This is a genomic window from Undibacterium parvum, from assembly GCF_003955735.1.
Taxonomy (GTDB): domain Bacteria; phylum Pseudomonadota; class Gammaproteobacteria; order Burkholderiales; family Burkholderiaceae_D; genus Undibacterium; species Undibacterium parvum.
Window position 1 is genome coordinate 2,431,680 of the sequence record NZ_CP034464.1, and the last position, 25,477, is coordinate 2,457,156.

25 protein-coding genes are annotated in these 25,477 nt (G+C 51.7%); 15 read left to right on the plus strand and 10 right to left on the minus strand.

The window, feature by feature from the left end; all coding sequences use genetic code 11:
- Nucleotides 1-17: 17 nt before the first annotated feature.
- Nucleotides 18-809, plus strand: coding sequence for a 4,5-DOPA-extradiol-dioxygenase (gene ygiD / locus EJN92_RS10580; RefSeq protein WP_126127788.1), 792 nt, complete (start codon nucleotides 18-20; stop codon nucleotides 807-809).
- Nucleotides 810-911: 102 nt separating this feature from the next.
- Nucleotides 912-2,027, plus strand: coding sequence for a glycerophosphodiester phosphodiesterase (locus EJN92_RS10585; protein WP_126127789.1), 1,116 nt, complete (start codon nucleotides 912-914; stop codon nucleotides 2,025-2,027).
- 64 nt (nucleotides 2,028-2,091) lie between these two features.
- On the opposite strand, the gene EJN92_RS10590 is transcribed toward EJN92_RS10585, so the two are convergent.
- Nucleotides 2,092-2,892 carry an isocitrate lyase/PEP mutase family protein gene (locus tag EJN92_RS10590; RefSeq protein ID WP_126127790.1) on the minus strand — a complete coding sequence of 267 codons (801 nt, stop codon included), beginning with the start codon at nucleotides 2,890-2,892 and terminating at the stop codon, nucleotides 2,092-2,094.
- 107 nt (nucleotides 2,893-2,999) lie between these two features.
- Nucleotides 3,000-3,254 (minus strand): heavy-metal-associated domain-containing protein, encoded by a 255-nt coding sequence (locus EJN92_RS10595; protein ID WP_126127791.1) that lies wholly within the window; start codon nucleotides 3,252-3,254, stop codon nucleotides 3,000-3,002.
- Nucleotides 3,255-3,378: 124 nt separating this feature from the next.
- On the opposite strand from EJN92_RS10595, the gene EJN92_RS10600 reads away from it, so the two are divergent.
- Nucleotides 3,379-4,581: an NnrS family protein gene (locus EJN92_RS10600; RefSeq protein WP_126127792.1), complete on the plus strand. Its 1,203-nt coding sequence runs from the start codon at nucleotides 3,379-3,381 to the stop codon at nucleotides 4,579-4,581.
- Between the two features lie 78 nt (nucleotides 4,582-4,659).
- On the opposite strand, the gene hemN is transcribed toward EJN92_RS10600, so the two are convergent.
- Together hemN and EJN92_RS10610 are read right to left on the minus strand one after the other, a co-directional pair.
- Nucleotides 4,660-6,051, minus strand: a complete 1,392-nt coding sequence (gene hemN, locus EJN92_RS10605; protein ID WP_126127793.1) for an oxygen-independent coproporphyrinogen III oxidase — start codon at nucleotides 6,049-6,051, stop codon at nucleotides 4,660-4,662.
- Between the two features lie 199 nt (nucleotides 6,052-6,250).
- On the minus strand, nucleotides 6,251-6,718 hold the full coding sequence (locus tag EJN92_RS10610) for an RrF2 family transcriptional regulator (RefSeq protein WP_126127794.1): 468 nt from the start codon (nucleotides 6,716-6,718) through the stop codon (nucleotides 6,251-6,253).
- 219 nt (nucleotides 6,719-6,937) lie between these two features.
- On the opposite strand from EJN92_RS10610, the gene EJN92_RS10615 reads away from it, so the two are divergent.
- Entirely contained in the window at nucleotides 6,938-9,217 is a 2,280-nt protein-coding gene (locus EJN92_RS10615) for a nitric-oxide reductase large subunit (RefSeq protein WP_126127795.1), read from the plus strand.
- 80 nt (nucleotides 9,218-9,297) lie between these two features.
- A complete protein-coding gene (locus EJN92_RS10620) occupies nucleotides 9,298-9,561 on the plus strand; it encodes a DUF2249 domain-containing protein (RefSeq protein ID WP_126127796.1) in 264 nt (87 codons plus the stop codon).
- A gap of 255 nt (nucleotides 9,562-9,816) precedes the next feature.
- On the opposite strand, the gene EJN92_RS10625 is transcribed toward EJN92_RS10620, so the two are convergent.
- The 3 genes from EJN92_RS10625 to EJN92_RS10635 form a co-directional block, all read right to left on the minus strand.
- Nucleotides 9,817-11,247 carry a sensor histidine kinase gene (locus EJN92_RS10625; protein WP_126127797.1) on the minus strand — a complete coding sequence of 477 codons (1,431 nt, stop codon included), beginning with the start codon at nucleotides 11,245-11,247 and terminating at the stop codon, nucleotides 9,817-9,819.
- Nucleotides 11,244-11,918, minus strand: a complete 675-nt coding sequence (locus EJN92_RS10630; protein WP_126127798.1) for a response regulator — start codon at nucleotides 11,916-11,918, stop codon at nucleotides 11,244-11,246. The genes EJN92_RS10625 and EJN92_RS10630 overlap by 4 nt, the downstream gene beginning before the upstream one ends.
- Nucleotides 11,919-12,232: 314 nt before the next feature.
- The gene (locus EJN92_RS10635; protein WP_126127799.1) at nucleotides 12,233-12,778 is read right to left on the minus strand and encodes a DUF2147 domain-containing protein; all 546 of its coding nucleotides are present in this window, start codon (nucleotides 12,776-12,778) and stop codon (nucleotides 12,233-12,235) included.
- 209 nt (nucleotides 12,779-12,987) lie between these two features.
- Between EJN92_RS10635 and EJN92_RS10640 the strand changes: the two genes are divergently transcribed.
- Genes EJN92_RS10640 through EJN92_RS10650 form a run of 3 tightly spaced genes read left to right on the plus strand, consistent with a single transcriptional unit; the run spans nucleotide 12,988 to nucleotide 15,565 of the window.
- Nucleotides 12,988-13,746, plus strand: coding sequence for a response regulator (locus tag EJN92_RS10640; protein WP_126127800.1), 759 nt, complete (start codon nucleotides 12,988-12,990; stop codon nucleotides 13,744-13,746).
- Nucleotides 13,740-15,104, plus strand: coding sequence for an ATP-binding protein (locus EJN92_RS10645; protein ID WP_126127801.1), 1,365 nt, complete (start codon nucleotides 13,740-13,742; stop codon nucleotides 15,102-15,104). The genes EJN92_RS10640 and EJN92_RS10645 overlap by 7 nt, the downstream gene beginning before the upstream one ends.
- Before the next feature lie 29 nt (nucleotides 15,105-15,133).
- On the plus strand, nucleotides 15,134-15,565 hold the full coding sequence (locus EJN92_RS10650) for a GNAT family N-acetyltransferase (RefSeq protein WP_126127802.1): 432 nt from the start codon (nucleotides 15,134-15,136) through the stop codon (nucleotides 15,563-15,565).
- A gap of 399 nt (nucleotides 15,566-15,964) precedes the next feature.
- Here EJN92_RS10650 and EJN92_RS10655 read toward each other — a convergent pair whose 3' ends face one another.
- Together EJN92_RS10655 and EJN92_RS10660 are read right to left on the minus strand one after the other, a co-directional pair.
- The gene (locus EJN92_RS10655) at nucleotides 15,965-16,579 is read right to left on the minus strand and encodes a PEP-CTERM sorting domain-containing protein (protein ID WP_157984351.1); all 615 of its coding nucleotides are present in this window, start codon (nucleotides 16,577-16,579) and stop codon (nucleotides 15,965-15,967) included.
- A 359-nt stretch (nucleotides 16,580-16,938) separates the two neighbouring features.
- Nucleotides 16,939-17,625 (minus strand): SDR family NAD(P)-dependent oxidoreductase, encoded by a 687-nt coding sequence (locus tag EJN92_RS10660; RefSeq protein WP_126127804.1) that lies wholly within the window; start codon nucleotides 17,623-17,625, stop codon nucleotides 16,939-16,941.
- A gap of 138 nt (nucleotides 17,626-17,763) precedes the next feature.
- Between EJN92_RS10660 and EJN92_RS10665 the strand changes: the two genes are divergently transcribed.
- Complete coding sequence (locus EJN92_RS10665; RefSeq protein WP_126127805.1) at nucleotides 17,764-18,660, plus strand: LysR family transcriptional regulator; 897 nt, start codon at nucleotides 17,764-17,766, stop codon at nucleotides 18,658-18,660.
- Between the two features lie 18 nt (nucleotides 18,661-18,678).
- Here EJN92_RS10665 and EJN92_RS10670 read toward each other — a convergent pair whose 3' ends face one another.
- On the minus strand, nucleotides 18,679-19,686 hold the full coding sequence (locus EJN92_RS10670; RefSeq protein WP_126127806.1) for an AraC family transcriptional regulator: 1,008 nt from the start codon (nucleotides 19,684-19,686) through the stop codon (nucleotides 18,679-18,681).
- Nucleotides 19,687-19,748: 62 nt separating this feature from the next.
- On the opposite strand from EJN92_RS10670, the gene EJN92_RS10675 reads away from it, so the two are divergent.
- From EJN92_RS10675 to EJN92_RS10700, 6 genes are all read left to right on the plus strand, one after another.
- Nucleotides 19,749-20,405: a hypothetical protein gene (locus tag EJN92_RS10675; RefSeq protein WP_126127807.1), complete on the plus strand. Its 657-nt coding sequence runs from the start codon at nucleotides 19,749-19,751 to the stop codon at nucleotides 20,403-20,405.
- A gap of 204 nt (nucleotides 20,406-20,609) precedes the next feature.
- Entirely contained in the window at nucleotides 20,610-21,095 is a 486-nt protein-coding gene (locus tag EJN92_RS10680) for a cupin domain-containing protein (RefSeq protein ID WP_126127808.1), read from the plus strand.
- Between the two features lie 58 nt (nucleotides 21,096-21,153).
- On the plus strand, nucleotides 21,154-21,975 hold the full coding sequence (locus tag EJN92_RS10685; RefSeq protein ID WP_126127809.1) for a hypothetical protein: 822 nt from the start codon (nucleotides 21,154-21,156) through the stop codon (nucleotides 21,973-21,975).
- A gap of 654 nt (nucleotides 21,976-22,629) precedes the next feature.
- Complete coding sequence (locus EJN92_RS10690; RefSeq protein ID WP_126127810.1) at nucleotides 22,630-23,649, plus strand: putative 2-aminoethylphosphonate ABC transporter substrate-binding protein; 1,020 nt, start codon at nucleotides 22,630-22,632, stop codon at nucleotides 23,647-23,649.
- Nucleotides 23,650-23,817: 168 nt separating this feature from the next.
- Complete coding sequence (locus EJN92_RS10695; protein ID WP_126127811.1) at nucleotides 23,818-24,384, plus strand: phosphonate degradation HD-domain oxygenase; 567 nt, start codon at nucleotides 23,818-23,820, stop codon at nucleotides 24,382-24,384.
- A 2-nt stretch (nucleotides 24,385-24,386) separates the two neighbouring features.
- Nucleotides 24,387-25,475 carry a putative 2-aminoethylphosphonate ABC transporter ATP-binding protein gene (locus tag EJN92_RS10700; RefSeq protein WP_194074988.1) on the plus strand — a complete coding sequence of 363 codons (1,089 nt, stop codon included), beginning with the start codon at nucleotides 24,387-24,389 and terminating at the stop codon, nucleotides 25,473-25,475.
- The last annotated feature ends 2 nt before the right edge of the window (nucleotides 25,476-25,477 follow it).

Consider the following 25,477-nt stretch of genomic DNA (forward strand, 5'->3'; position numbering starts at 1 on the left):
TCTAGCAGGAGCAAAGTATGAATAGCAGCAAACGCATGCCGGTACTCTTTATTGGCCACGGTAGCCCTATGAACGCACTTGAGGATAATGCCTGCACCCGTGTTTGGGAAAATTTAGGACTAAGTCTGCCCCGGCCCAAGGCGATACTGGCGATCTCGGCGCACTGGCTCACCGATGGCACGGCAGTGACGGCGATGAGCAAGCCCAAAACGATCCATGATTTTGGTGGTTTTCCGCAAGCGCTGTTTGATATGCGTTACCCGGCACCCGGCGATCCTGATTTGGCGGCACGCATCGCCGAATTACTCACGCCATTTACGGATGCGCCAGTACAGCTGGATCAGGATTGGGGCTTGGATCATGGCAGTTGGTCGGTGCTGGCAAAAATTTATCCGGATGCCAGCATCCCGGTACTGCAATTAAGCTTGGATATGCGGCTGTCAGCTGCCGCGCATTTTGCACTCGGCCAGCGGCTGAGTGCATTGCGCGATGAAGGCGTGCTAATTATCGCTAGCGGCAACGTGGTGCACAATCTGAGGCAGCTGGATATGCGCTCGACAGGATATGACTGGGCACATAGATTTAATGATGCGATCCGTGAGGCGATACTAGCCGGGCAGTTTGAACAGGTGATCGATTACACGGCGTTCGGGGCGGACGCCACCTTGGCGGTGCCAACTTCAGAACATTTTTTGCCCTTGCTGTATGTGTTGGGTGCGCGTATCGAGGCGGAGCCGATACAGATATTCTGTGATCAGATCGAGCTTGGTTCTATCAGCATGCTATCGCTGATGCTGGGCGAGGGCTGATGGATTAACCAGCGTGACTTCACTAGCACTCATGTAGTGGTCATGCCGCTGTCATGCTCGGCTATTATTATTTGTGCATCTTCAATTCCCTATTTTACGATCATGTACAAATTCTCCTTAGTCCCTGGCGCTGCACTGCTTTCCGCGAATCTCTTGTTAAGTGCCTGTGGTGGCGCTAGCTCTGACATTCAACCGACTCCATTGCCTGCAAAAGTCGTCATCGGCCATAGAGGCGCTTCTGCCTTGCGTCCCGAACACACGATCGCGTCCTACACCAAGGCGATAGAAATCGGTGCCGATGTCATCGAACCCGATTTGGTGAGTACCAAGGATGGCGTATTAGTCGCACGCCACGAAAACGAGATTTCTGGGACCACCAATGTCGCAGAGAAGCCAGAATTTGCCGCCCGCAAACAAACCAAAAAAATTGATAACGTCAGCGTCACCGGATGGTTTACCGAAGACTTTACGTTGGCCGAATTAAAAACCTTGCGTGCCAAAGAACGCATCCCTGCGAATCGTCCTGAGAACGCCAAATTTGACGGCCAATTCGAGATCCCGACCTTGCAAGAAGTGATCGATCTGGCCAAAGCCAAGAGCATAGAAACTGGCCGTACCATAGGTATTTATCCAGAAACCAAACATCCTAGTTATTTCAAGTCTATTAATCTGCCTTTAGAAAAACGCCTGATCGATATCCTGCATGCGAACGGCTACCGTGGCAAAACCGCACCGGTATTTATTCAATCATTTGAAGTCAGTAATCTGAAAGAAATCCGCAAGATGACGGATCTGCCCATCGTTCAACTTTTGTCTGGATCTGGCCAGCCGGAAGATTTTCGACTGGCCGGAGATAGCCGTAGCTATGCCGACATCGCCAGTGCCGCCGGCCTGCTAGAAGTGGCGACCTATGCCAACGGCGTAGGCCCATCCAAAGAGATGATCATTCCGCGTGATGCGCAAAATAATCTGGGCGTGCCAACTAGTTTGGTAAAGAACGCACATGCCGCCAATCTGGTTTTGCATCCGTATACCTTCCGTCCTGAAAATCCATTTTTGCCGGCTAATCTGCGTAAGGGTAATGTCGCTTCGCTTACCGAACGTGGCGATCTGGCCGCCGAGTTAAAGATCTTTTTGGAAGCTGGGATCGATGGTTTCTTCACCGATGATCCCTCGATAGGACGTGCTGCGATGGATGCCTATCTCGGGAAAAAATAACTTTCTGAAATTTAGAATTTTGCTGAGTCTGGTAGCGCATCAATGCCAGGCTCAGCTTCAGTTATTAGTTCAGAAAACTGGCGTTCATCAACTCATACGGCAGTGCGTCAATAAATAAATCCGCTGTCGCCTGTTCCTGCAGAAATTTCTGGGTCAGCAATTGGGCGCGTCCGTAACTAGCCTGGAACAGTGCCGGTCCTACGCTAAAACGACAGGCACCAGCAGCAAACAGATCTGAGATTGCTGGCATGTCTGGCAGTGTCATCAGATTCAAAGGCATCTCAATATCAGCTGCGATGCTGGCGACATCTTGAAGACGGCTCATCCCTGGAATAAATGCGGCGTCAGCGCCGGCCGCGCGGTACTCCAGCAAACGTTCTCTACACATAGCCAGAGCCGCATCGCCTTGCGCCAATTGGCGTAAATAGACGTCGGTACGCGCATTGATAAACAGCGGTGTATCACCAAGCGCGGCACGAATAGCGACAAGCTTTTCCTGCAGTAGTGTGCTGGGCTTAGCAGCATCTTCTAGATTAATACCGGCCACACCACAGCGTGCGATGGCTAGCACCAGTGCCGCAACTTCGGCTGGATTATCGCTGTAACCATCTTCCAAATCGAGAGTCAAAGGGACTTGTAATACCCGCTGCATGCGCTTTAACGCTGCCAATAATTCGTCTGATGGCAAGGCGCCGCCATCGGCATAACCCAGGGACCAGGCCAGCGCTGCGCTCGAGGTGGCGATGGCGCGTGCGCCCGCTTGCTGAAATAAAATAGCGCTGGCGGCATCCCAAGCATTCGGTAACAGCAAGGGCGAGTCCGTGAAGTGTAGATCACGGAATGTAGAAAATTGACTGAGATTCATGTTACGGCGCTTTCAAAATAATCGTAGCGCCATCGTAGAATAAACCCGTGGTTTGTTCTAGCCGTTTTCGGACTCTGATCTTGGTCTGGGCTTGCGCGCTTAGCGACTTAGCCACCACAAGCGCCACAACAGCCACTGTGGCTTTTGCCAGCTGCCGCATCGACCTCGAAACCTAGTTGTATCAAGCTAGCGCGCAATTGTACGCTGCTAGCAAGTTCTTCTTGGTAGCGCACAGTTGCCCGGCCGCTAGCGGAGGTCACGCGCACCTCCGCTACACCTGGTAAGGCACGTAAGCTCTGCTGGATGATTTCGGCATCGGCCTGATCTTTTATTCCTGCTACTTTGATTATTTCTGTTTGCATATAGTTCTCGTCCTCGTGTGTAATTGCCTATGTCGAATCCCGTCACGACTGGGCATGCACATAAGAGTAGCACAATTTTGATTAAAGATATATATTGTATGTATCTTTAAAAGTGAGCACGAACATGAACTCTATCTCGGTAAATCCCGCAGTAAGGAAAAGCAATAGCGCCATTTGGCAAGCACAGCATCCAGTCTGGGCCTTGGGGTTTCGCCCCTTCTATTTATTGGCCGCCGCCTTTGCCGCGCTTAGCCTGCCGTTGTGGATCGCACACTATCTAGGTTGGCTAAATCGCTGGCCGCAAGTCAATGTCGCCTGGCATATGCACGAAATGGTGTTTGGGATGGCAATTGCCGTCATCATAGGATTCTTGTACACGGCAGGGCGGAATTGGACAGGCTTGGCGACCCCGAGCAAGCGCCATCTGGCGTTACTGGCCGGCTGCTGGTTAATAGGACGGCTGGCGATGCTGTTGGCCGTGCCAACTTGGGCGGCAGTGCTGGACTTAGCATTTCTTCCTTTGGCGGCATGGCCTCTATATCGCGTGCTGCAGCAATCTGGGAATATGCGCAATATGTTTTTGATCGTTTTGCTGGGCTTGTTAAGCCTGGCAAACGCAGTCTTTCATGCTGGCGTGCTGGGTTTGATTGTGCTAGCACCCGCAACGACGGTGCATGCCGCTATCTTGCTCATCGTCATCATGGAATCGGTTATCGGTGCGCGCGTAATACCGATGTTCACCCAAAACGGCGTGCCGGGCGTGCTGGCTATCGTGCATCCATGGCTTAACCGTAGTGCGGTGGCTGCGCTACTGCTGGCCAGTTTGGCGTGGGTCGCAGCCGCGCCAGCACCGTTGCTGGCGCTACTGTGCGCAGGTGCAGCTTGCATCGTAATGGCGCGACTGGCCTTATGGCAACCGCATCGTACTTTGGGAGCACCGATAGTCTGGATACTCCAAATCTCTTACGCCTGGATACCCGTGGGATTTTTTTTGCTGGCGCTCGCTGCACTCGATTTGATACCCGCGAGCGCGGCGTGGCATGCATTAACGGTAGGCTCCATGGCCGGCTTGATCCTCGGTATGATGACACGCACTACACTGGGTCACACCGGGCGCCCGCTCAAGACTGGGTGCCTAGAGTTGGCCTTGTATCTGCTGATACAAACTGCAGCGCTGGCTAGGGTCGCTGCCTCGCTGCTTACACCAGCGCTGTATCAGGCTAGTTTGGTGTTGGCGATGTTTTGTTGGTGCGCTGCTTTCTTACTGTTTTTGTTTGCCTACACGCCGTATTTATTGAGTGTGCGTGTAGATGGCCGGGAAGGCTAAGGAGTAAGCGGAAAAATAAATGCCAAGCATCAGTGCTTGGCATTTATTAACTACATGCTGGAAACTAGCTGCAAGAAATTAGATTAATTTAGAATATTTCGCACCGGTTTGCTGAGCCAGGTATTTATCAAACACCATACCGACGGCACGCACAAACATCCGTCCCTTGGCGGTGACTATGATGCTGTGCTGATCGACCTTAATCAGTTCAGCCTCTTCGTACTGCTGCAATTGCGTTAGTTCATCCGCAAAATAAGTGAGGAAATCGATACCATGCGCCTGGTTAATCGCCGCAAAATCTACCGGGCCGCTGCACATCAATTCCATGATAACTTGACGTCGTAAGACATCGTCAGCACTGAGAGAAAAACCTTTTTCTATCGGTAACTGATCTGCATCCAGATGCTCGTAATACGCTTTGATGGTACGCACCGATTGGCTATACGAATGCCCGACTTTACCGATGGCAGACACGCCAAAACCGATTAGATCGCAATCGGCACGCGTGGTATAGCCCTGGAAATTTCTATGCAAGCTCTTGTCCAAACGCGCTTTATTCAGTTCGTCTTCTGGTTTTGAAAAATGATCCAAGCCTATGTAAATGTAGCCCGCATCGAGCAATCTGCGCACCGACATTAAAAATATCTGCAGACGCTCTTCCGCGCTAGGCAGTTCGCTTTCGATAATCTGGCGCTGCGCCTTGAAACGGCTAGGCAGATGGGCGTAATTGTAGAGTGCAATGCGATCCGGTGAAAGTGCTATGACCTGATCTAGTGTGCGGTTAAAACTTCCCATGGATTGCTTAGGCAGACCATAAATCAGATCGGCATTGATCGATTCAAAACCCGCTTTACGGCTGGCAGTGACCGCTTTCTCCACCATCTCGTAAGGCTGAATTCGGTTCACCGCTTGCTGTACGGCAGGATCAAAATCCTGCACCCCAAAACTGGTGCGGTTAAAGCCCAACTCGGCCAGCAAGGCCAAAGTATCATCACTGACCGTACGCGGATCTATCTCTATCCCCAGTTCTGCATCGGGCAAGATCTCAAAATGGCTGCGTATCAGCGCCATCAACTCGCGCAACTCATCTGGATTTAGAAAAGTAGGCGTGCCGCCGCCAAAGTGCAGCTGAGCGGTACGCCGGTCCGGGCCTATCTTGGCTGCCACCAAGGCCATTTCTTTGGCCAGATAACGCAAGTACTCGGTGGTGCGACTGTGGTCTTTGGTGATGATCTTATTGCATGCGCAAAAATAGCACAGCGATTCACAAAATGGCACGTGAATGTAGATCGACAAGGGTGGATTCTTGCGCGTATCGCTGGCGCGTTGTTCCAAATAGCTGATATACGAATTTTCGCTGAACTCAGTATGGAACCTATCCGCAGTCGGATACGAAGTGTAACGCGGGCCTAGCTTGTCAAAGCGGCGTATCAATTCTTCGGAAAATTCTATGTCGGGCAAAGTATTCATGGGCTTACCTATTAATTCGTTTTTCAGTATTGAGACTGCGACCGTGGCGTCATCTGCGGCAAGGAAGGCAAGTTTACAAGAAGCATATTTTACCTAGGGTTTTTTTTCTGGATAATCAAACAGAAAACTTCTTGTGTTTCGTCAAGTTATTCACGGCAAAATAGTGACTTATCTCTGCGCAAAACCGCTTTTCCGGTAGTTATGATTTTGTTTTGGTATGCAGACGTATTGGACTCGCTTTGGCACTCATGCCTATGTTTCTTATTTTTGGTGTAATCAAATCGGCTAGAGTTACCTCGTCGAGTATCGCGAGATAAGCAGCAGTGGCCTTACTTAATACGCCTTTTAAGGCGCAGGCTGGAGCGTAGGCGCAACAGGTGTCGGCATGATCGAAACATTCCGCCATAAAAAAATCGCTTTCGGTATTACGTACCACTTCGCCAATATTGATTTGCCTGGGGTCCTTACTTAATCTCAAGCCACCATTGCGCCCGCGCACTGTATCGACCATGCCGGATAAACCAAGTTGGTGCGCAACTTTCATCAAATGATTTTTTGATATTGCATGCAGATCGGCGATATCTTGTATCGTCACCAATCGATCTTGATTGCTCGCCAGATGCATCAAGGTGCGCAGTGTGTAATCGGTATAGGCGGTTAATCTCATCGTTAGCAAGCTCTTAGTGATGGCGTTCTTGAGCTTTTTGCAAAGCGCGCAAACAATATTATCAAGTACATAGTATATATGTTTATAAAAAAAAAGCAGAGCTTTTGAGATTTAAGATGTATTTCACTTGCATCTTATAAATGATGTAGATAGAATCCATCTTTATCAGCGTACAGTGTTTCGCTGGTATTTCAACTTTTCAAATAAGGAAACCACGCCATGCATGCAACGCGCAAACTCTGGACCTGGCTCGCCGTCATCTGTGTACTCTCATTCTCAGTGTTAGGCTGGGTCGGTACAGAAATTTACCTGAAGGCACCACCTATTCCCAAACAAGTGGTCAGCACCAAGGGCCTTGTCATATTTTCAGAAGGCCAGGTACAGCGTGGCCAGGAAGCCTGGCTAGCCGCCGGCGGCCAGCAGCTCGGTTCAGTATGGGGACATGGTAGTTATGTCGCGCCAGACTGGTCGGCCGATTGGTTGCATCGTGAAGCGCTGGCCTTGCGCGCGGTGTGGGCACAGCAAGAATATGCTAAGGAATTTGAGCAACTGAGCCTAGGCCAGCAGGCCGAACTTGATGCCAGATTAAAAATCGAAATGCGCAGCAATACCTATGACGCCAAAAGTGGCAACGTCACACTGTCACCCGCGCGTGCGGAAGCAGTTGCGCAAGTGGTCAAGCATTACGTAGGCCTGTTTGGCGATGATCCATCACTCAATAAACTGCGTGAGCAATATGCAATGAACTCTGGTTCGCTGCCAGATCCGCAAGATTTGCAAGCCTTGCCTGCGTTTATATTTTGGTCGGCATGGTCGGCTGCCACCGACAGACCGGGTGAGACTGCAATTAGTTACACCAGCAATTGGCCGCATGAGCCACTGGTCGGCAATACCCCGACCACCGGCGCCGGTATCTGGTCTATCGCCAGTATCATATTTATGATTGCAGCGATCGCTGGCATGATCTTTTTCCACTCGGTCAGTAAGGAAGAGTCTGATCCTACCCCGCCTAAAACTGATCCCCTGTTCGATCTTAAGCCTACCCCTTCGATGAGGGCCACCAAGAAATATTTCTACGTCGTGATAGGCCTGATTTTGGCGCAAGTTGCTATGGGCGTGATTACTGCGCACTATGCGGTCGAAGGTCAGAGTTTCTTCGGTTTTCCTTTGGCACAGATATTGCCATTTACCGTCAGCCGCACCATACATACGCAATTTGCCGTATTATGGATCGCCACCGCTTGGCTGGCCACTGGTCTGTATATTGCCCCGGCGATTTCTGGGCATGAACCAAAATACCAAAAACTCGGTGTCGATGTGTTGTTTTATGCTTTGTTGTTTATCGTGGTCGGATCCACCGCATCTGGCTGGCTCGGCACCTTACAACACTTGGGTAATGACTACAGTTTTTGGATCGGTAACCAAGGTTTGGAATTTACCAGCATGGGTCGCATCTGGCAGATCTTGCTGTTCATCGGTTTGCTGTTTTGGGTAACTTTACTCGGACGTGGATTGATGCCCGCCTTAAAAACGCCTTCAGAGAGTCGCGGCCTGATCGCCATGGTTTTCCTGGCAGCCTTATGTATCGGTGGCTTCTATGCCACCTCCTTAACCTGGGGTCCACATACGCACTATTCCATGATCGAATACTGGCGTTGGTGGTTGGTGCATTTGTGGGTGGAAGGCTTCTTTGAAGTGTTTGCCACTGCCGTGATTGCGCTCTTGTTCACCCGTCTTGGCCTGATACGCGCCAGTACCGCCAACAGTGCCATCGTGCTCGAAACCATCGTGTTTCTGTTTGGCGGCATCTTGGGTACCTTGCATCACATTTACTTTACCGGTACGCCAACTTTCGTCATTGCCATAGGCGCGATGTTCTCGGCGTTGGAAGTGGTACCGTTGGCAATGATAGGGGTTGAAGCATACAAGAACTATCAACGCTCGAAAGCCGCAGCATGGGTGCAGGCATATAAATGGTCGATCCTTTGCTTTATCTCTGTGGGATTCTGGAACGTGGTCGGTGCTGGCTTACTTGGCTTCACTATCAATACGCCGATTGCTCTGTATTACATGCAAGGCTTAAACATGACAGCCGCCCACGGTCACGCTGCCCTGTTTGGGGTGTACGGCATGTTGGGTATAGGTTTACTACTGTTTTGTCTGCGCGGCCTGTCGGACCGCGCCGCATGGTCAGATAAGCTATTGGCACCGATGTTTTGGTCACTCAATATTGGTTTGGCGATGATGGTGTTTATCTCACTGGTACCTGCCGGCATCTACCAGGCCTGGGCCAGTATCACTAAGGGCATGTGGTTTGCGCGCTCGCCGGAAATCGTGCACTCGACATTGATGGAAACTCTGGTCTGGATGCGGGTGCCTGGAGACGTGGTATTCGCCACTGGTACGCTGTTCCTCGCCTTGTTTGCGCTACGTTTACTGATCGCCAAAAAAACCAGTCAAGTAGCCCCAAGTTTTGCAGCCAGCGCAAAACGCGTCTAAGGCCAGGTTTTACCCATGCTGCGTTGGACAAATCCAACGCAGCACTCTACCCAATTCATCCGCAAACAAGGAGTTTCAATATGAGCCACAATTGTTCTACGCCGGTAGTCGCCTATGGATGCTATTCGTTCGACGCCCGCGGCGTCGCCAAACGTTTTCGGCATGCCGCCATTTTTGGGGCACTCGATGCGCTGCAGGCCGGCGAGACCATGCGTTTTTGCAATGACCACGATCCCTTACCGCTACTCGCACAGCTTGAGCAGCGTTTTGGTAAGGGTATCAAGATGACCTATGTGTCACGCGCACCTGGCGAAATCGTCATTGATTTTCTGATGGCGGGCTAAGTATATTCAAGCAGCTTTCCAGCGCATGCAAGCATGCGCTGGAACTCTAAGCCAGTTTGAGTCGTGCCCAATTTCTTCGTCTAAACAAATTCCAACATAGCACCCTGCCAGCGCGCATATTCCATGCGGGTCTCCAGCCTAGTTGCCCGCAAAGCCGCATGGAATATGCGCCGTGGCGTGGGTGCTGGTGAAATTCCATAAGCAGAGTTCAGCGCGAGCGATTAACCCGCTCAAGAATTGAAGCGCTCAAACTCATCACACTGGCAACAACAGTTCTAGCCGCAAGCCCTTGCCGTTGGCGCCTTCGCTTAGGCGTATCTGGCCCTGATGTAGATTCAGGATGTCGCGCACTATCGAGAGACCCAGACCGGTGCCGCCTGGGTTGCTGTCGCCAGCGGCTAAGGCGCGGTAGAAGGGCTCAAACACTTTTTCACGTTCAGCCACGGGGATGCCAGGGCCGCTGTCCTCCATCACCAATTGCGCGTAGGCGGCGCCGTCTGCCAGCGCCAGATTGACGACGCTCAGACGAATCGCGATCTGGCCATGTTCTGGTGTGTAGCGCAGCGCATTGTCTAGCAGATTACTTAGCATTTCATGCAACAGCAGGCTGTGACCATAAATGCGCACATCTTGCTCTGCATCGAGCGAGAGATCGATGTGCTTTTTTACCGCGGGCAAGGCCAGTTCTACGCACACTTGATGCAGCACTTCACGTAGCGATAGCGGGCTCATTTCGGCCTCGGCGATGCCGTGGCCAGTGCGCGCCAGTGTCAGTAAGCGGTTGGCCAGATGGACCGTCGCATCGGTGGTGCCGGCAATACTCTGGACGATCTGGCGCATCGCTAGCGGATCGTTTTCGCGCAAGGCTAATTCGGCCTGCGTCTTGAGTACGGTCAGTGGGGTGCGTAGCTGATGCGAAGCGTCCGCGATGAAGCGTTTCTGGCTACTGATGAGTGTCTGCAGTCTGGCCATATAACCATTCATGGCATTGACCAGGGGGCGGATTTCTTTGTGTACCAGGCTGGCGTCGAAATCTGACAAATCGGTAGGTTCGCGCTCTTCTACTACTGATTTCAATTCCATCAAAGGATGCAAGACAAAGCGTAGCGCCACCCACACCAGTAGCGCCACCGCGACCAGTAATGCGGCCTGGCGTAGCAAGGTATCGATCAGTATGGTGCGCGACAGGCCGCGCCTGGCGTCCACCGTTTCGGCCACCTCGATCAGGGCAATGCCGCGCATCTGATCGTCATACACCGGTTGATGCAGGGCCGCGATGCGCACCGCCTGGCCCTGATAATCGGCGTGAAAGAAATGTACCAGGGCCGGATAAATATCCGAGCGCGGGACGTTTTTCGGCAAGCCAGGCAAGTCTTCAAAACCGGACACAAATTCGCCATTCACGCCGCTGACCTTGTAGTACAGTCGCCCCAAAGTATCGGTCTCGAAACTATCTAAAGCCACATACGGCACGTTGACCACGGTCTTACCATCGAGGATGGAAACCCGTTCTGCCAAGGCGCGGGCGGTCGACAATAGGGAGCGGTCGTAAGCCAGATCAGCGGCATCCAGCGCATTGCGGTACACCGAAAAAGCATTGGCTGCCACCAGTGCCACCAACGGTATCAGCAACCAGCGTAAGAACTGGCCGCGCAGACTGCCGACCGCGTCCCGCTTTGCCGTCATCGGGCTTCCAGCAAATAACCGATACCGCGTAAGGTGGTGATCGCCACCGCGCCGGAACTGACTTGTTCTAACTTCTTGCGCAAGCGATGGATGTAGATTTCTATGGCATCCAGATTGGCATCGTCATCCAGTGCAAACACTTCATTAAAGAGTTTTTCTTTGGAGACCGCCTGACCGCGCCGCGTGATCAGGGCTTCCAGCACCGCATGCTCGCGCGGTGTCAGCGACATCAGATTTTCAGAGTAGAAAAATTGGCGCGCTACCGTATCAAAACTAAGCTCGCCGCAGACCAGAGTAACTGCCTCGTTACCTTGCGAACGGCGTAGCAGGGCCTTGACGCGCGCTTCCAATTCGGCCAGTTCAAACGGTTTGGCCAGATAGTCGTCGGCCCCTAAATTGAGGCCCTGAACTTTTTCATTGAGGCCACCGCGCGCGGTTAAAATCAAGACCGGTGTCTTGCTGCCACGCGCCCGCAGACGCTTGAGCACATCCAGACCATCCATTTTTGGCAGGGTCAGATCGAGTATCACCAGCGCGTATTCCTGAGTGTGCAATAAGGCATCGGCATCGGCGCCATTCATCGCACATTCCACCGTCAGATGGGCGTCTTCCAAGGCCTTCGCCAGCCAGCGCGATAGTTCCAGATGGTCTTCCACCAATAAAATACGCATTCCTTGTCTCCGCCTTTTGTTACTATAAAAATAGGTAAAACTTCTCTGGCTTTCGCGCTAACGCCAGCGCATAAAACACGCGCTAACGTCTTCGCTCGCAGATAATTTTTCTTGTGGTTTTTTATAATACGCATATTTGGCGTTTTTGCAAATGCGCCAAAATGTGCAATACGGCAGGCCCAGTGCGCAATAGCCATGCAGGCCAGCGGCCAACATGGCTGGAAACCCGCATGGAATATGCGCGCTGGTGATACGCGATGGGAAGATTAGCTCAGCTGCTTTGCTCTGGTTAGTCGTTGTTTGCTGCTGGTAGATTAGTCGACTCGGTTCCAGATCTGTTCTTTGCCGTTGGCCGGGGTATCCTGGTAGGCAAGTATGTGTAATTCTGTGGGGCTGGCCAGGCTCATCAGACATTCGTATGTGAGGCCATTGCCGCGGTTGTAAATGCGACCTTGCCACTGTTGGGATGAGACTGGCTTAATACCGGATAAAACTTGTAAACCCAAGGCCGAGGTACTGCTGGTGTTTTGCCCCAGCTCTTTGATGACGGTGCCGCATAAGCTCTGGCCGCAGGCGGCGATCTCGATTTCCAATAGGCCGCTCTGGCTCAACCAGTGCCCCAGTTGCGGTGCTTTCTGCAATGCCAGTTGTTGCCGCGCAGCGATGGCATTGCATTCCCATTGGCGATCGCTGTCGTTGCAGTAGTAGCTGCCATCGGCCTGTGCCTGCTTCAATTCTTCTAATACTTGTGCGCGGGTTTTGCCCTCGGCTGTAGTCGCGGCTTGCGCTGTGCTGATTGCGAAGAGTGAGACTAGTGAGGCGCACAACAGCGCGCTCGCTAACAAATTTTTTCTAGACATGGTGAGACTCCATAAATTGATGAGGGTTTGCCGCCTTTAGTCTTTATTTGGGACACTGGCTGCGGCATGCTGGTATTACACCGCTTGCTTGTATCTGGCATGTGTTCTGGATGCAGAGATTTGCAAGCCCATGTATCTGATACCGTCTCAGATACATGGAGATACAATGTGCCCCTCGCTACCGCGCTAAATCGGATATAAATGAGCCTATGGAAACTCTAGATCACTTACTGGTCGTCGATGACGATCTCGATATACGCGAGCTGTTGAGCATTTATCTGCAAAAAAATGGCTATAAAGTGAGCAGTGCTGCCAATGGCAAACAAATGCGGGCCGCATTGGCACTCGGTGGTATCGATTTGATCGTGCTTGATCTGATGTTGCCGCAAGAAGACGGCCTGAGCCTGTGTCGCGAGTTGCGCGCAGGCGAGCACAGTCATATCCCGATTTTGATGCTGACCGCGTTGGCCGAAGAAACCGATAGAATCGTCGGGCTAGAAATGGGCGCGGATGATTATCTGAGCAAGCCGTTTGCCTCGCGCGAGCTGTTGGCAAGAGTGCGTGCGGTATTGCGCCGCACCCGCATGTTGCCACCGAATCTGCGCACCACCAAGACGCCGCCCCTGCTGGCGTTCGGCGATTGGCGGCTCGATACCCAGGCGCGCCATCTGCTCGACAGAGACGGCACCTTGGTGAGTTTAAGCGGTGCCGAATATCGCTTGCTGCAAGTCTTACTCGAGCATCCGCAAAGAGTGTTGAGCCGCGATCAGCTACTTAATCTCACCCAAGGCCGCGATGCCGATTTGTTTGAGCGCTCCATCGATTTGCTGATCAGCCGTTTGCGCGTACATTTGCAAGACGACGCGCGCGAGCCGCGCTACATCAAGACCATGCGCAACGAAGGTTATGTGTTGGCCTGTGCAGTCACCGCCAGCCACCCGGATCACGCTGGGGATACCCTATGTTGACGCGCCTGAGGCAGCTTGCGCCTTATCTGTGGCCACGCTCGCTGTTTGGCCGTCTCAGTCTGATCTTACTATTCGGTTTGTGTGTGGCCCACGTGCTGAGTTTTGGCATGATAGTCTACGAACGCGAACAGGCTAGCAAAGCCAGCATGATCTATTACTTGGGCCATGATGTGGCAGGCTCCATCGCAATGCTGGAGCGTTTGCCGCCGATAGAGCGAGAGGCCTGGCTGACTAAGTTAGATAGAAATAACTACCGCTACTTTTTACGCGCAGCTGGCCCTGCATCTGTCCATCTGCCAGAAAAATCGGCCGACAGCGCGCTGGCACATGAGGTGATCCATTCGGTCAGTATCGCCTTAGGGAAAGAATATACGGTCACGCCTAGTTTTTATCTGGATGCCGAAGCCCGCAGACACATGGATCTGCATTTACAGCTCAGCGACGGCACCCCGGTTAGTATAGAAATGGTGTCACGTGGCATGACTTATTCTGTATGGCTACCCGTCATTCTCATGAGCCAATTACTGATACTGATCGCTTTTAGCTGGCTGGCAGTGCGGCTGGCGACGCGTCCGCTGGCACAACTGGCGGCCGCTGCCGATAATTTATCGCCCGATAAACCCGGCGACTTGTTTCCTACTGACGGTCCGCTGGAAGTAGCCAAGGCCGGGATCGCCTTCAACGCCATGCAGCAGCGCATCTCTGCCTATTTGAGCGAACGCATACAGATTTTGGCAGCGGTTACGCATGATTTGCAAACGCCGATCACGCGTATGCGCCTGAGGGTGGACATGCTTGATGACGAAGCGCATAGAGATAAACTGCTACGCGATTTACTCGCTATGCAAAGCCTGGTGGAGCAAGGCATCGCCTATGCCCGTGCGCATAATCGTAGCCAGCGGCAAGATGAAAAAATTTGCAGCATCAATCTCGATGCCTTGCTGCGTAGTCTGGTGTCGGACTATCAGGATGCCGGTCACAGCATCGCAGTGACCGGCCAATTGGGCAGACCTATACGCAGTGCGCCGCTGGCGCTGAAGCGCATACTAAGCAATCTTTTGGATAATGCTTTAAAGTTCGGCACGCAGGTTGAAATAGGCTTGCAAGGGCTTGCGGCAGATCAGATTTCTATCACTGTCATGGATAGGGGGCCTGGCATTCCCGTAGCTGAACTAAACGCGGTATTGCAGCCGTATTATCGGGTAGAGAATTCACGCAATCGTGACACGGGCGGTAGCGGTTTAGGTCTGGCGATTGCACAGCAATTGAGTCTGACTCTGGGCGGCTCTCTGCATTTAAGTAATCGTGATGGCGGTGGTTTGCTGGCGGAGTTACGCTTGCCGAATCGAGACGCTTAATCCAAACAGTCGATCAAAAAAGGAGCAATATGCGCGAATTAGTGTGGGTGAACGATGCCAGTAAAGTCGATTGGAAGGCGCTTTCCGCCTTGTATAAAATTGCCTTGGGTGAAAAATCGGCAGAGAATCTGGCGATCGTGTTTGCCAATAGTAAGTTCAAACACTTCATTTACGATGGCGAGCGCCTGATCGGTGCCGGCCGTGCTCTGGCTGATGGCGTCGATTGCGCGTATTTGTGCGACATCGCTATCTTGCCCGAGTATCAGGGGCAGGCGCTCGGCAAGGCCATGGTGAATAAATTGTTGGCCGATGCCGCCGGACATAAAAAAGTGATCTTGTACGCCAATCCCGGTAAAGAGGCATTTTACAAAAAACTGGGTTTTTGCAAAATGAATACCGCCATGGCGATCTTCAGCAATCAAGAACTGGCCTTGGCGTCTGGCTTACTCAGCGCTGATTAAGTCACGCGAAGTAAGCCGCACTAAATAAGCAGCACTAAATAAGCAGCACTAAGCGATCGCAATTTCTAAATTCAGTCAGCAGCCGTGTGCGGCTGCTGTATAGGATTTAGGATTAAAAATTCGAGTCAAAAATTTTGCCGAAAATTATGGTACTAGTAGGGGGTATCAGTAGTTGTGCGTCAATTGCGCACATAGAATATGCGCAAGCGACTGGCCTAAGTCTATACTCCCTGTTTTTTTAAGAATAATGGTCTTGGCGATGGTTACAAATAGCTGACCTGGTAGCTAGTTGCAGACATCAAATTCTTACATTTATTTTAGAGAATAGCAGAGTAGACCCCAATGAAAAAGGGACCCGAAGGCCCCTTAATATGTCTTAATGCGTCGCCTAAATAAGCATCAGACGCGACGTCGACGGATCGCTGCGATACCAACCAAAGCGATACCCATTAGCGTCAGCGAACCGGGCTCTGGAACATCAGTTACTGGCGCCGCTGAGCTATACAGGGCAATCACCACGCTGCCCCAGCCACCTTTGTCTGCGCGCCAGGTAGACTGGCCTTGTTCTTCGTATGAGATATCAAAATTGCCGGTAAATTCATTGCGCAAATCGACCCATGCCATAGGCAGGATGAAGCCCGCATTATCTAGTCCATGCAGACCGGCATAAGCACCAGTTCCGACAAAGAAACCAGTCGCAGTGTCCGGTGACAAACCAGGAAAGCCGCCACCTATGTTGCAGCAACCACCCCAGCTATTGGCCACGCCGCTATAAGTAGCAGAGCCGGTGAGACCATTGGCGTAGCTCACATAAATACCGACGCGATTAGCATGCTGGGTGTCGCTAGTGCCCCAAGGATTTGCTGGCATTTCACCGAGCAGTCTTTCGAAATCTGTCCATTCGCTTAACTTTCCCATGCCTTCAAGTGTCATAGGAACGGCCACCGCGCTAGTGGTGACAAACGCGCTGAAGATGAATCCTAGAGCGAGTTGTGCTAAATGTTTGATTTTCATTTTATCTCCTTGATTGAAACAATAATTTGCTGATGAAATCATTGTCAGCAAATACCATGCCAAATATAAAAACAATATAAAAGCAAAATAAAATCAAATACTTAGTGTTTATAGAGCGCAGTTGGGTAGGAAAAGTAAGCGGTAAGTGTAAAAAATATCGACACTTGAATTCGGTCTATCGTGATGCGCCCTCTATATTTAATACTAGGAGGGGGTATCTTGCGGTATGCGTGAATTGCGCACATAGAATATGCGCAAGCGGCTTGGTTAAATCCATACTCCCTGTTTTTTGAAGATTAGATAGCTAGGTGTAGCGCTTGAGTCAATTTACTTGCGGCGCTTGTTATTGCCCCCCCGACTCAACGGTAATTCGCACCGTTATTCATATCTATGACTTCGCCATTGATAAATGCGGGGGCCTCGGTGGCCAGCCAGCACACGGTGCTTGCCACCTCCTCTGCTGTGCAGAAACGCTGACTGATGGTGGCTGCTTTCAAGCGCATTTTTCTGTCTTCCGGAATGTTCTTCATCATGTCAGTGTCGACCGGGCCGGGTGCCACCGAGTTAGCAAGCACGCCTCTGGCGCCAAAGCTTCTGGCCAGCGAGCGCATTGCGTTCATCATTCCGGCTTTGGAAATGCCGTACCAAATGTCTGGATGGCCGATTTCTCCGGCGATTGAACCCATGCTGACGATGCGGCCACCGCCACGCTCGGCCATTTGTTCGGCCACCTCGGCACTCAGGCGTACCGCGCTAATCAGATTTACGTTAAGAATATGCAAAATATCTTCGCTACTGTATTCGCTGAGGGCTTTGCTGTTCATGATGCCGGCGTTGTTAATCAAAACGTCCGGTGTCCCTATGCGCTCGATAATTTGTCTGGTCTGCAGAAAATCAGAGACATCGGTAATCCAACTGCTGATCCCGTCCTGCGCAGCGGCTAGCCCGGATCGTGAGAGTACATGGACTTCATAGCCTTTTTGAAGCAGATTTTTAGATATTTCCAGGCCTATGCCGCGGTTGCCGCCAGTAACGATTGCTTTCATTTTGCTACCCTATAAATTGAGATGCGTCGCTAGATTGCGCAGTGCAGACATTCTGACTTATAAGTTTTTAGAAATAAATAATGCATAATGTAATTAACTACTCCGAAAAACGTAGTAATAAAATTCCCAAAAAAACCTATGGATAAGCTCAAAGCGATACGCAGCTTTGTCGCGATTGCCGACGCTGGCAGTTTCACCGCTGCTGCCACGGCGCTGGCGACCTCGTTGCCCAGTGTGGTGCGGCAACTCGCTGGCTTAGAAGCCTTACTGGGGGCGCGTTTGTTTAATCGCAGCACCCGCCATGTGGCTTTGACTGAACAAGGCCGACTTTATCTGCTGCACGCACGCAGCTTATTGGCGGCCGATGCTGAGGCTGATGCCCAATTGCAGGCCGATCAAAGCGAGCCTCAGGGCCGCTTGGTGATTACTGCGCCGGTATTATTTGGCCAGCGCTACCTCTGTCCTGCAATTAACCGCTTTATCGAGCACTATCCCAAGCTCAGCGTAGAAGTGCATTTGCTCGATAGGCTGGTGAATCTTGTTGAAGAAGGTTTTGATCTCGGCCTGCGGATAGGCGAGATGCACGACTCTAGCCTGGTGGGACAGCATCTGGCCGACTTACGGCGGGTCTACGCAGCCGCACCTGCGTATCTGGCCAGCAGCGGTACGCCCACAACACCGGCTGCCTTGCGTGAGCACAACTGCCTACGCAGTACGCAACAACAAGGCCATTGGATGTTTCAGCAGCAAGGCAAAAATATGCCGCAAGCGGTCAGTGGCAGGCTGGTGTTTAATCAAGTCGCCCCCTTGGTTGAGGCCTGCGTGGCCGGTTTGGGGATAGGTCATTTCAGCATCTATCAAGTTGCGCCGTATCTGCAAAGTGGGCAATTACAGCTGGTGCTGGAAGACTATGAGCTGGCAGCGCGACCACTGCACATCTTATACCCGCACAGTAAATTACTAGCGGCGCGCAGCAAAGCCTTGATCGCCTGGATCAAGCAAGAGATCAGCGTGGTAAGGGCGACTTGGGAATAAGCGGGTGGTCTAAGTAATTTACGCCGCCTGATGCGCGCGCCATGCGGCAGGCGGCAAACCTAGATGTTTTTTGAAGGCGCGATTAAACGCCGCCACGCTTTCGTAACCGACATCAGCCGCTACCTGATCGACCCCTATGCGCGAGGCAGAGAGTTTTCTGCAGGCCACATTCATGCGCCACTTTGCCACATAGGCCATAGGGCTCTCACCTAGCGATTCTGAAAAACGCGCTGCGAAGCGTGATGGTGACATTGCGACTTCTCCCGCTAGACGCGGGATCGACCAGTCTTGCGCTGGATTTTGATGGATAGCCTTGATGGCACGCCCGACCACCGGATCTTTGATCCCGCGAAACCAGCCTACCGCTTGCTGCGGCGTGACTTCGAGATGCGCGCGCACCGCTTCGGCACACAGAATTTCTAGCAGCCGTTCAACAATAAAGCCGGCACCAAAAGCAGATCGTTCTATCTCATTGGCCATGATGTGGGCAATCCCGGATAAATTATGCAAACTAGTTTGGCGCGACAAGTTCACCCGCAAGATAGCTGGTAGCGCGGCAAACAGAGGATTGAGTTGGGTTTGATGCAGCATAAATACACCGCATAACAGTGAAACGCCCAAGCCCGCCTGTGCAGCGCTGGTTTTTTGTATATTTGGGCCGCCAGCCAACATCGTTTCTAAGTCCGCAATCTGATCGCTCTTGCCCTGCGATAGCGTGTGCGCCTCACCACCAAACATAATGGCCATCTCGCCCGCGGTGAGCGTGATGTGATTGCCCGACGCTGACTTGATCTCGCAATGGCCAAATTCAACCAGATGAAAGGCCACCGCCAGCGTGTCTTGCTTGAGGCCTAAGAAGGCAGCAAGTTTATCCGAGCTAGGGATGGCAATCGCACAGGGCGGGGCGTAGGCCTCACGTAACAGCACACTTCCGCCTATCCGAAGGGATCGTAAGGCATCATCTAAAACATCGCCTGATTTATCTATATTAGTGGTTTCTGCAAACTTATCGGTGTTATTGAGCATAGAAACGACTGTTGTATGTGGTTAAACTGAATCCGTCATCATATCACTTAAGGCCAATAATCATGTTAAACATCTCTGCTACCTCCATCATGCTAGGACTAGACGTCCTGATGATCGTCTACACCCTGTGGGCGCTGTCCATTTTCAAACCCCTCGGCAAATTAGGCCTGGGCATCGCGGTCGGGATGCTGGTCTGGCTAGGCGTGCTGCATCTGGCGCTATCGAGCGAAAGCCTGTTCCCTAAAGACATCTCGGGGATCGCATTTTTGGCGATTATTTTTGCTGGCGTAGGCTTAGTTGGCGCTCTGTTATTCCTGATCCCATCGATACGCAATTTGCTACTAAGTTTGGATCAGCGCCAACTCATGCTATTGCAGGGCATACGGGCTTTCTTCGGTGGCACTTTCCTGATGTTTGCCAGCCTCGGTGTCTTGCCGCAAGCTTTTGGCATCATCGATGGCTTTACCCATATTGGTGCCGGCTTCTTTGGTCTGATCGCGGCATTCTCGGTGGCCAGTGCGGTGCAGGGTAATCGACGCGCCTGGTTTGCCAATATTTTTGGCCTGACCGATATCTTAATCGTCGCCAGTACGCTGGCCTTGATACTGCTGCCGCAAATCGGCCCTCACCACCCCATGATGTACGCTGTTTTTCTGCCTGCACCTTTGTGGTTATGGTTTCATCTGGTGTCGATCTGGAAGCTGCTGCGCGGCGAATAAATTAAAAGACAAAATAAGTCGCACTTTTAAATTGAAATGAGTTCGATCTGCGGCATGCGACATTTTTAATGCAGCATGCCGTAATGCATTCTGCGCAGGCATTGCGCGGCTGCTAAACTATAGTAACTAAAATGAAAACTGTAATACCGCGTTTTTTGCCAAATATGATAAAAATTTTAGTTCACTATTTTATATAAAACTGCCATGACGACTCCTAGAGAACTTTTAAAAGCTGTAGATATTTTGGAAATGCCCGCGCATTCCAAGGCGCACCTACTTAACCCTGAAGCCATGCGACTCTCGAAGTCACTTAGCGGCGCAACTGGTCTTAACGATCTTGGCTTTCACCTGATGACGGTGATGCCGGGACGAGAGTATGCGGAATATCATCGCCATATATACGAGGAGCAATGTTTCTACGTACTCTCTGGCCATGGTGAGGCGATCATTGAAGAACTGCGCTATGCAATCGATGCTGGAGATTTTCTTGGTTTTCCCAAAAATGGGGTGGCGCATACGATCTTCAATAATGGCAGCGCGCCTTTGGTTTTATTAGCGGCTCGCGTCAATTTAGAACAAGATGTATGCGACTATCCACGCCAGAAAAAACGTTTGTACATGAACGGAGCGCAGGAAGCCGTGGTCGATTTTGATGCCATTAGACGCGAACCTCCGCTAGCGGATTTTTAGCATTTTTGTTTTTCTGGTAGGCCTAAAAGTTGCTTCCTGTTTTATTGAAAGGACAAATATGTCTCGCATTTCATTCTTAGTCCCATTGTCGTTTTGCCTCTTGAGCGCTTGCGGTGGCGGAGCTTCAGACAGTTCGGTTACGCCACCACCACCTCCGCCCCCACCCCCAGTAAAAATTAACCCGGAAGGCTTGTGGCATGGGGCTGCTAAGTCAAGCAGCAACGAGCTCGCCATCGACATGCTTGCCGATGGTTTTGGTTCGGCTTATGCCATCGCCAATGCTGCCAATGGCGCACCGGCTGAAGCGCTCTTCATGAGCGGCTTTAGTAGTGATAATTTTGTCGTCGGCAATCTCAATAGCAGCGGAGCTGGCTATTATCGACACCAGACGGGTGGCTTCTTTGAAAGCGTGGGCTCGGCCGCAATGTCGCCGCAATCCGGTAGCACGCAGAAGTCTCTGCAGTTCCAGGTGACGGTGGGCATTAATGGCAGCGACCCGCGCACCGTCACGCTCAACTATGACAGTCAATACGATAAAGCGCTTACGGTCGAGAATTTGCTGGGTAAATACAATAGCAAATCCCCGGATAACGCCTTGATGAGTCTGACATTGTCGAATCTTGATCCGAATAGCATGCTCATCAGCGCCAATCCAGCCTGTGTTTTTAGCTATAGCCGTGTGAAGCCTATGACTGATAGTGCCAAAAACATTTACTCGGTGGCCGCCATCTTTAGTGGTAGCGCTTGTGCTTTCCAAGGCGCAGCAACTGGTGTCGCTTATGCTGACGTCGGCAGCGATGGAGGGGTGCTCGGGCTCAATCTCCTACTGCGCGAGACCAGCGGAAAAAGCTTCTTCGTGTTCCAGGGCCGAAAACCCTGAACGGCTCAGCTGGGGGACGATTGCCCCTTGCACATCGCTGCATGGGTGCTGATCTAGCCTAAATAAACAATCTCAACACAGCCCCGGCCAGAGCGCATATTCCATGCGCTCTGCAGGCCGGCATGGCTGCGAACCCGCATGGAATATGCGTGATAGCGCTGCTCTTGGAATTTTTGAGTGCCAGCATGTAACTGTTCAGCCCGCAATGAAAACTCCCTCGCCCGCTGGCGGGAGAGGGCAGGGGTGAGGGTGGTTGAGCAACGCTTGCTTCCAAATAAAGGATGCACTTAACGCGATGAAAAATCAAACATTGTGCAAATTTGAACTACCCTCATCCCAACCCTTCTCCCGCTAGCGGGAGAAGGGCTTAGTATAGCGAGCTAAACAATTACGCCAGCATAAGGTTTGCGCAGACTAGGATAGCTTCAAAAACACGTAAGTCTGTTCTGCGCAGAGGTAGCGGCGTTTTGGTTTTTGTCTTTTGCTTTAGCCAGTTGAACTTAAGATGCTGGCGTTGCCGCCAGATCCCGTAATCACAGTTCGTTGACATCAAGTGCAATAAGTCATCTAGACGTCACGATGATGTCACAATGCCTCTTTACAATTCGAAGCTCCGGTATCGCAGCGATACCATTTTACCCAAAGGAGTATTCGATGCAATTCCCTACATTGTTGAAATCCATATCCTCACTGTTTTGCCTGGTCAGTCTTGCGGCCTCTGCCGAAACTAATTTGACGGTCTACACCGCGCTGGAAGCCGATCAGTTGAAATCGTATCAGCGTCAATTTGAAACAGAATATCCGGATATAAAAATCCGTTGGGTGCGCGACTCCACCGGCATTATCACCGCAAAATTATTAGCTGAAAAAGCTTCACCGCAAGCCGATGTGGTGTTGGGCGTTGCCGCTACCTCATTGCTGGTGCTGGAGAAAGAGGGCATGTTACATGCCTACGCACCGAAAGGCCTGGAAAAGCTGAACAAGCGTTTTGTCGACGACAGCACACCGCCAAGTTGGGTCGGTATGGATGTCTGGGGCGCGACCATTTGTTTCAACACGGTCGAAGCTGGCAAGTTAGGTTTGAAGAAACCAGAGAGCTGGAAAGACTTACTCAAGCCAGAATATAAAGGCAAGATCGTCATGCCAAATCCGGCCTCCAGCGGCACCGGTTATTTTGATGTGAGTGGCTGGCTGACACAATTCGGTGAGAAAGACGGCTGGACCTATATGGATCAGTTGCATGTCAATATTGCGCAGTACACGCATTCCGGTTCTAAGCCTTGCAAACAAGCCGCTAGTGGCGAATTCCCAATTGGTATCGCCTTTGAATATCGCGCTGCCAAGTTAAAAGACAGCGGTGCGCCAATTGATTTGATCTTCCCTAAGGAAGGCTTGGGTTGGGATGTGGAAGCGACCGGCATCATGAAAGGGACAAAAAATCTCGAGGCTGCACGCAAACTGGCTGATTGGTCTGCCTCTAAGTCTGCTAACGAATTATTTGCAAATAATTTTGCCATCGTGGCCTACCCAGGCATTGCCAAACATAATCCACTTATTCCAGCTAACTACGAACAACTGCTAATCAAGCAGGATCTGAAATGGTCGGCGAATAACCGCGACCGCATTTTAGCCGAGTGGAACAAACGTTACGACGGCAAATCCGAACCTAAGTAAGCTTTAAGAATGGCGTCCGGTCTATTTTTCCGGACGCATTATTTTCCTTAGGAGTTACGCAAAATTGCTCCGGCTAGGCGTACCGCCGAAGACAGTACTTTAGTACGGCAAGGCGGATACAACGACGCTGGGGCGGTTTTGCGTAAGTCCTATCTTTTTGAAATCAATATGACTAAGCGTCTTTCTAGCGATCAAATCGTCGCGCTGTTTGAACAAGCGGGGACGCAGCTTTACGGCGGCGAAGCGATTACCCAGACCGAACATGCACTGCAGGCGGCCTGGCTGGCGGAGCAAGCTGGCGGTGACGACAACTTAGTGATCGCCTGTCTCTTGCACGATCTTGGCCACATGCTGTTTCAGCAAAGCGATGATGAGCTGGCTGAGGGTAAGGATGACCTGCATCAGTTCAGAGTTGTGCCTTACTTGCGTGGACTACTACCGCCAGCGGTGATTGAGACGATACGCCTGCATGTGGATGCCAAGCGCTACTTGTGTCACCACCAGCCTGGCTACCTGGCTGAGCTATCCGAGGCATCGCAGCTGAGCCTGGCGCTGCAGGGTGGGGTCATGGATGACAGTCAAGCCTGCGCCTTTATCGCTCAACCACAAGCCGGGTTAGCCATAGCATTGCGACGCTGCGACGACGCCGCCAAGGTATGCGGCCTGGTGGTTCCCCCTTTGACGCATTACCTGAACCGACTAAATAGCTTGATAGAAAAGACCGCTGCCACATGAATATGGATCACGCACTATCGCCCAACGATGCGCCAGACAGTTGGCTGCGCATCTCGAATATCAGCAAGCATTTCGGTGCATTTAAGGCGCTGCACGATATCAATCTGAATATCCGGAAAGGCGAATTCGTTTGCCTGCTAGGACCTTCCGGCTGCGGCAAGACCACTCTGCTGCGTATCATTGCAGGGCTGGAGGTGCAGGACTCCGGTAGCTTGTTTATGGGCAGCAGTGAGATCGGCAATCTGCCGCCCGCCAAGCGTAATTACGGCATCGTGTTTCAATCCTATGCGCTATTCCCGAATTTAACGGTGGCCCAGAATATAGGTTATGCATTACGTCAGAGTCGTAGCCACAAGACCCAGAGGGTCAATGAATTACTTGATTTGATAGACTTAAATGGCATAGAAAATCGCTATCCGGCTGAGCTCTCTGGCGGTCAGCAACAAAGGGTTGCCTTAGCCCGCGCGCTGGCCACTTCGCCTAGCCTGTTGCTGCTGGACGAGCCGCTATCCGCCCTGGATGCAAAAGTACGTGAACGACTACGTCAAGAGCTGCGTCGCTTACAACAAAAGCTCGGTGTGACCACGATTATGGTCACGCATGATCAGGATGAGGCGATGAGTATTGCCGATACCGTGGTGGTCATGAGTAAGGGGCAGATTGAGCAGATTGGTAGTCCGGAGCAAATCTATCGCGATCCGGCTTCGCATTTTGTCGCTGATTTCGTCGGGCGTGCCAACTGGTTGCCGCTATGCCGTTCGGCGCATGGCGTGGCTACTCTGGCTGGCCTGCCTATCAAAGTAGAGCTGCCGCCCGGTGCGGATAAAGCCAGTCTATTTTGCCGTCCGGAAGACGTAAAAATCGAAACCCATTGGCATGCTGGAACAGACTCCATGATGGCGATCGTCGACCGGGTTGATTTTCATGGCGGACTAAGACGCGCCAGCTTATCGCTATGCGTGGATCGTGCCATGTCTATCTTTGCCGATGTCGGGCCAAATGATGCCGGCTACGCCACACTAGAACCGGGGCGCCGGGTTCCTGTCAGCCTTCCTGCACACAAAGTCCGTGTGTTTGCGGTGGCCTCATGAGG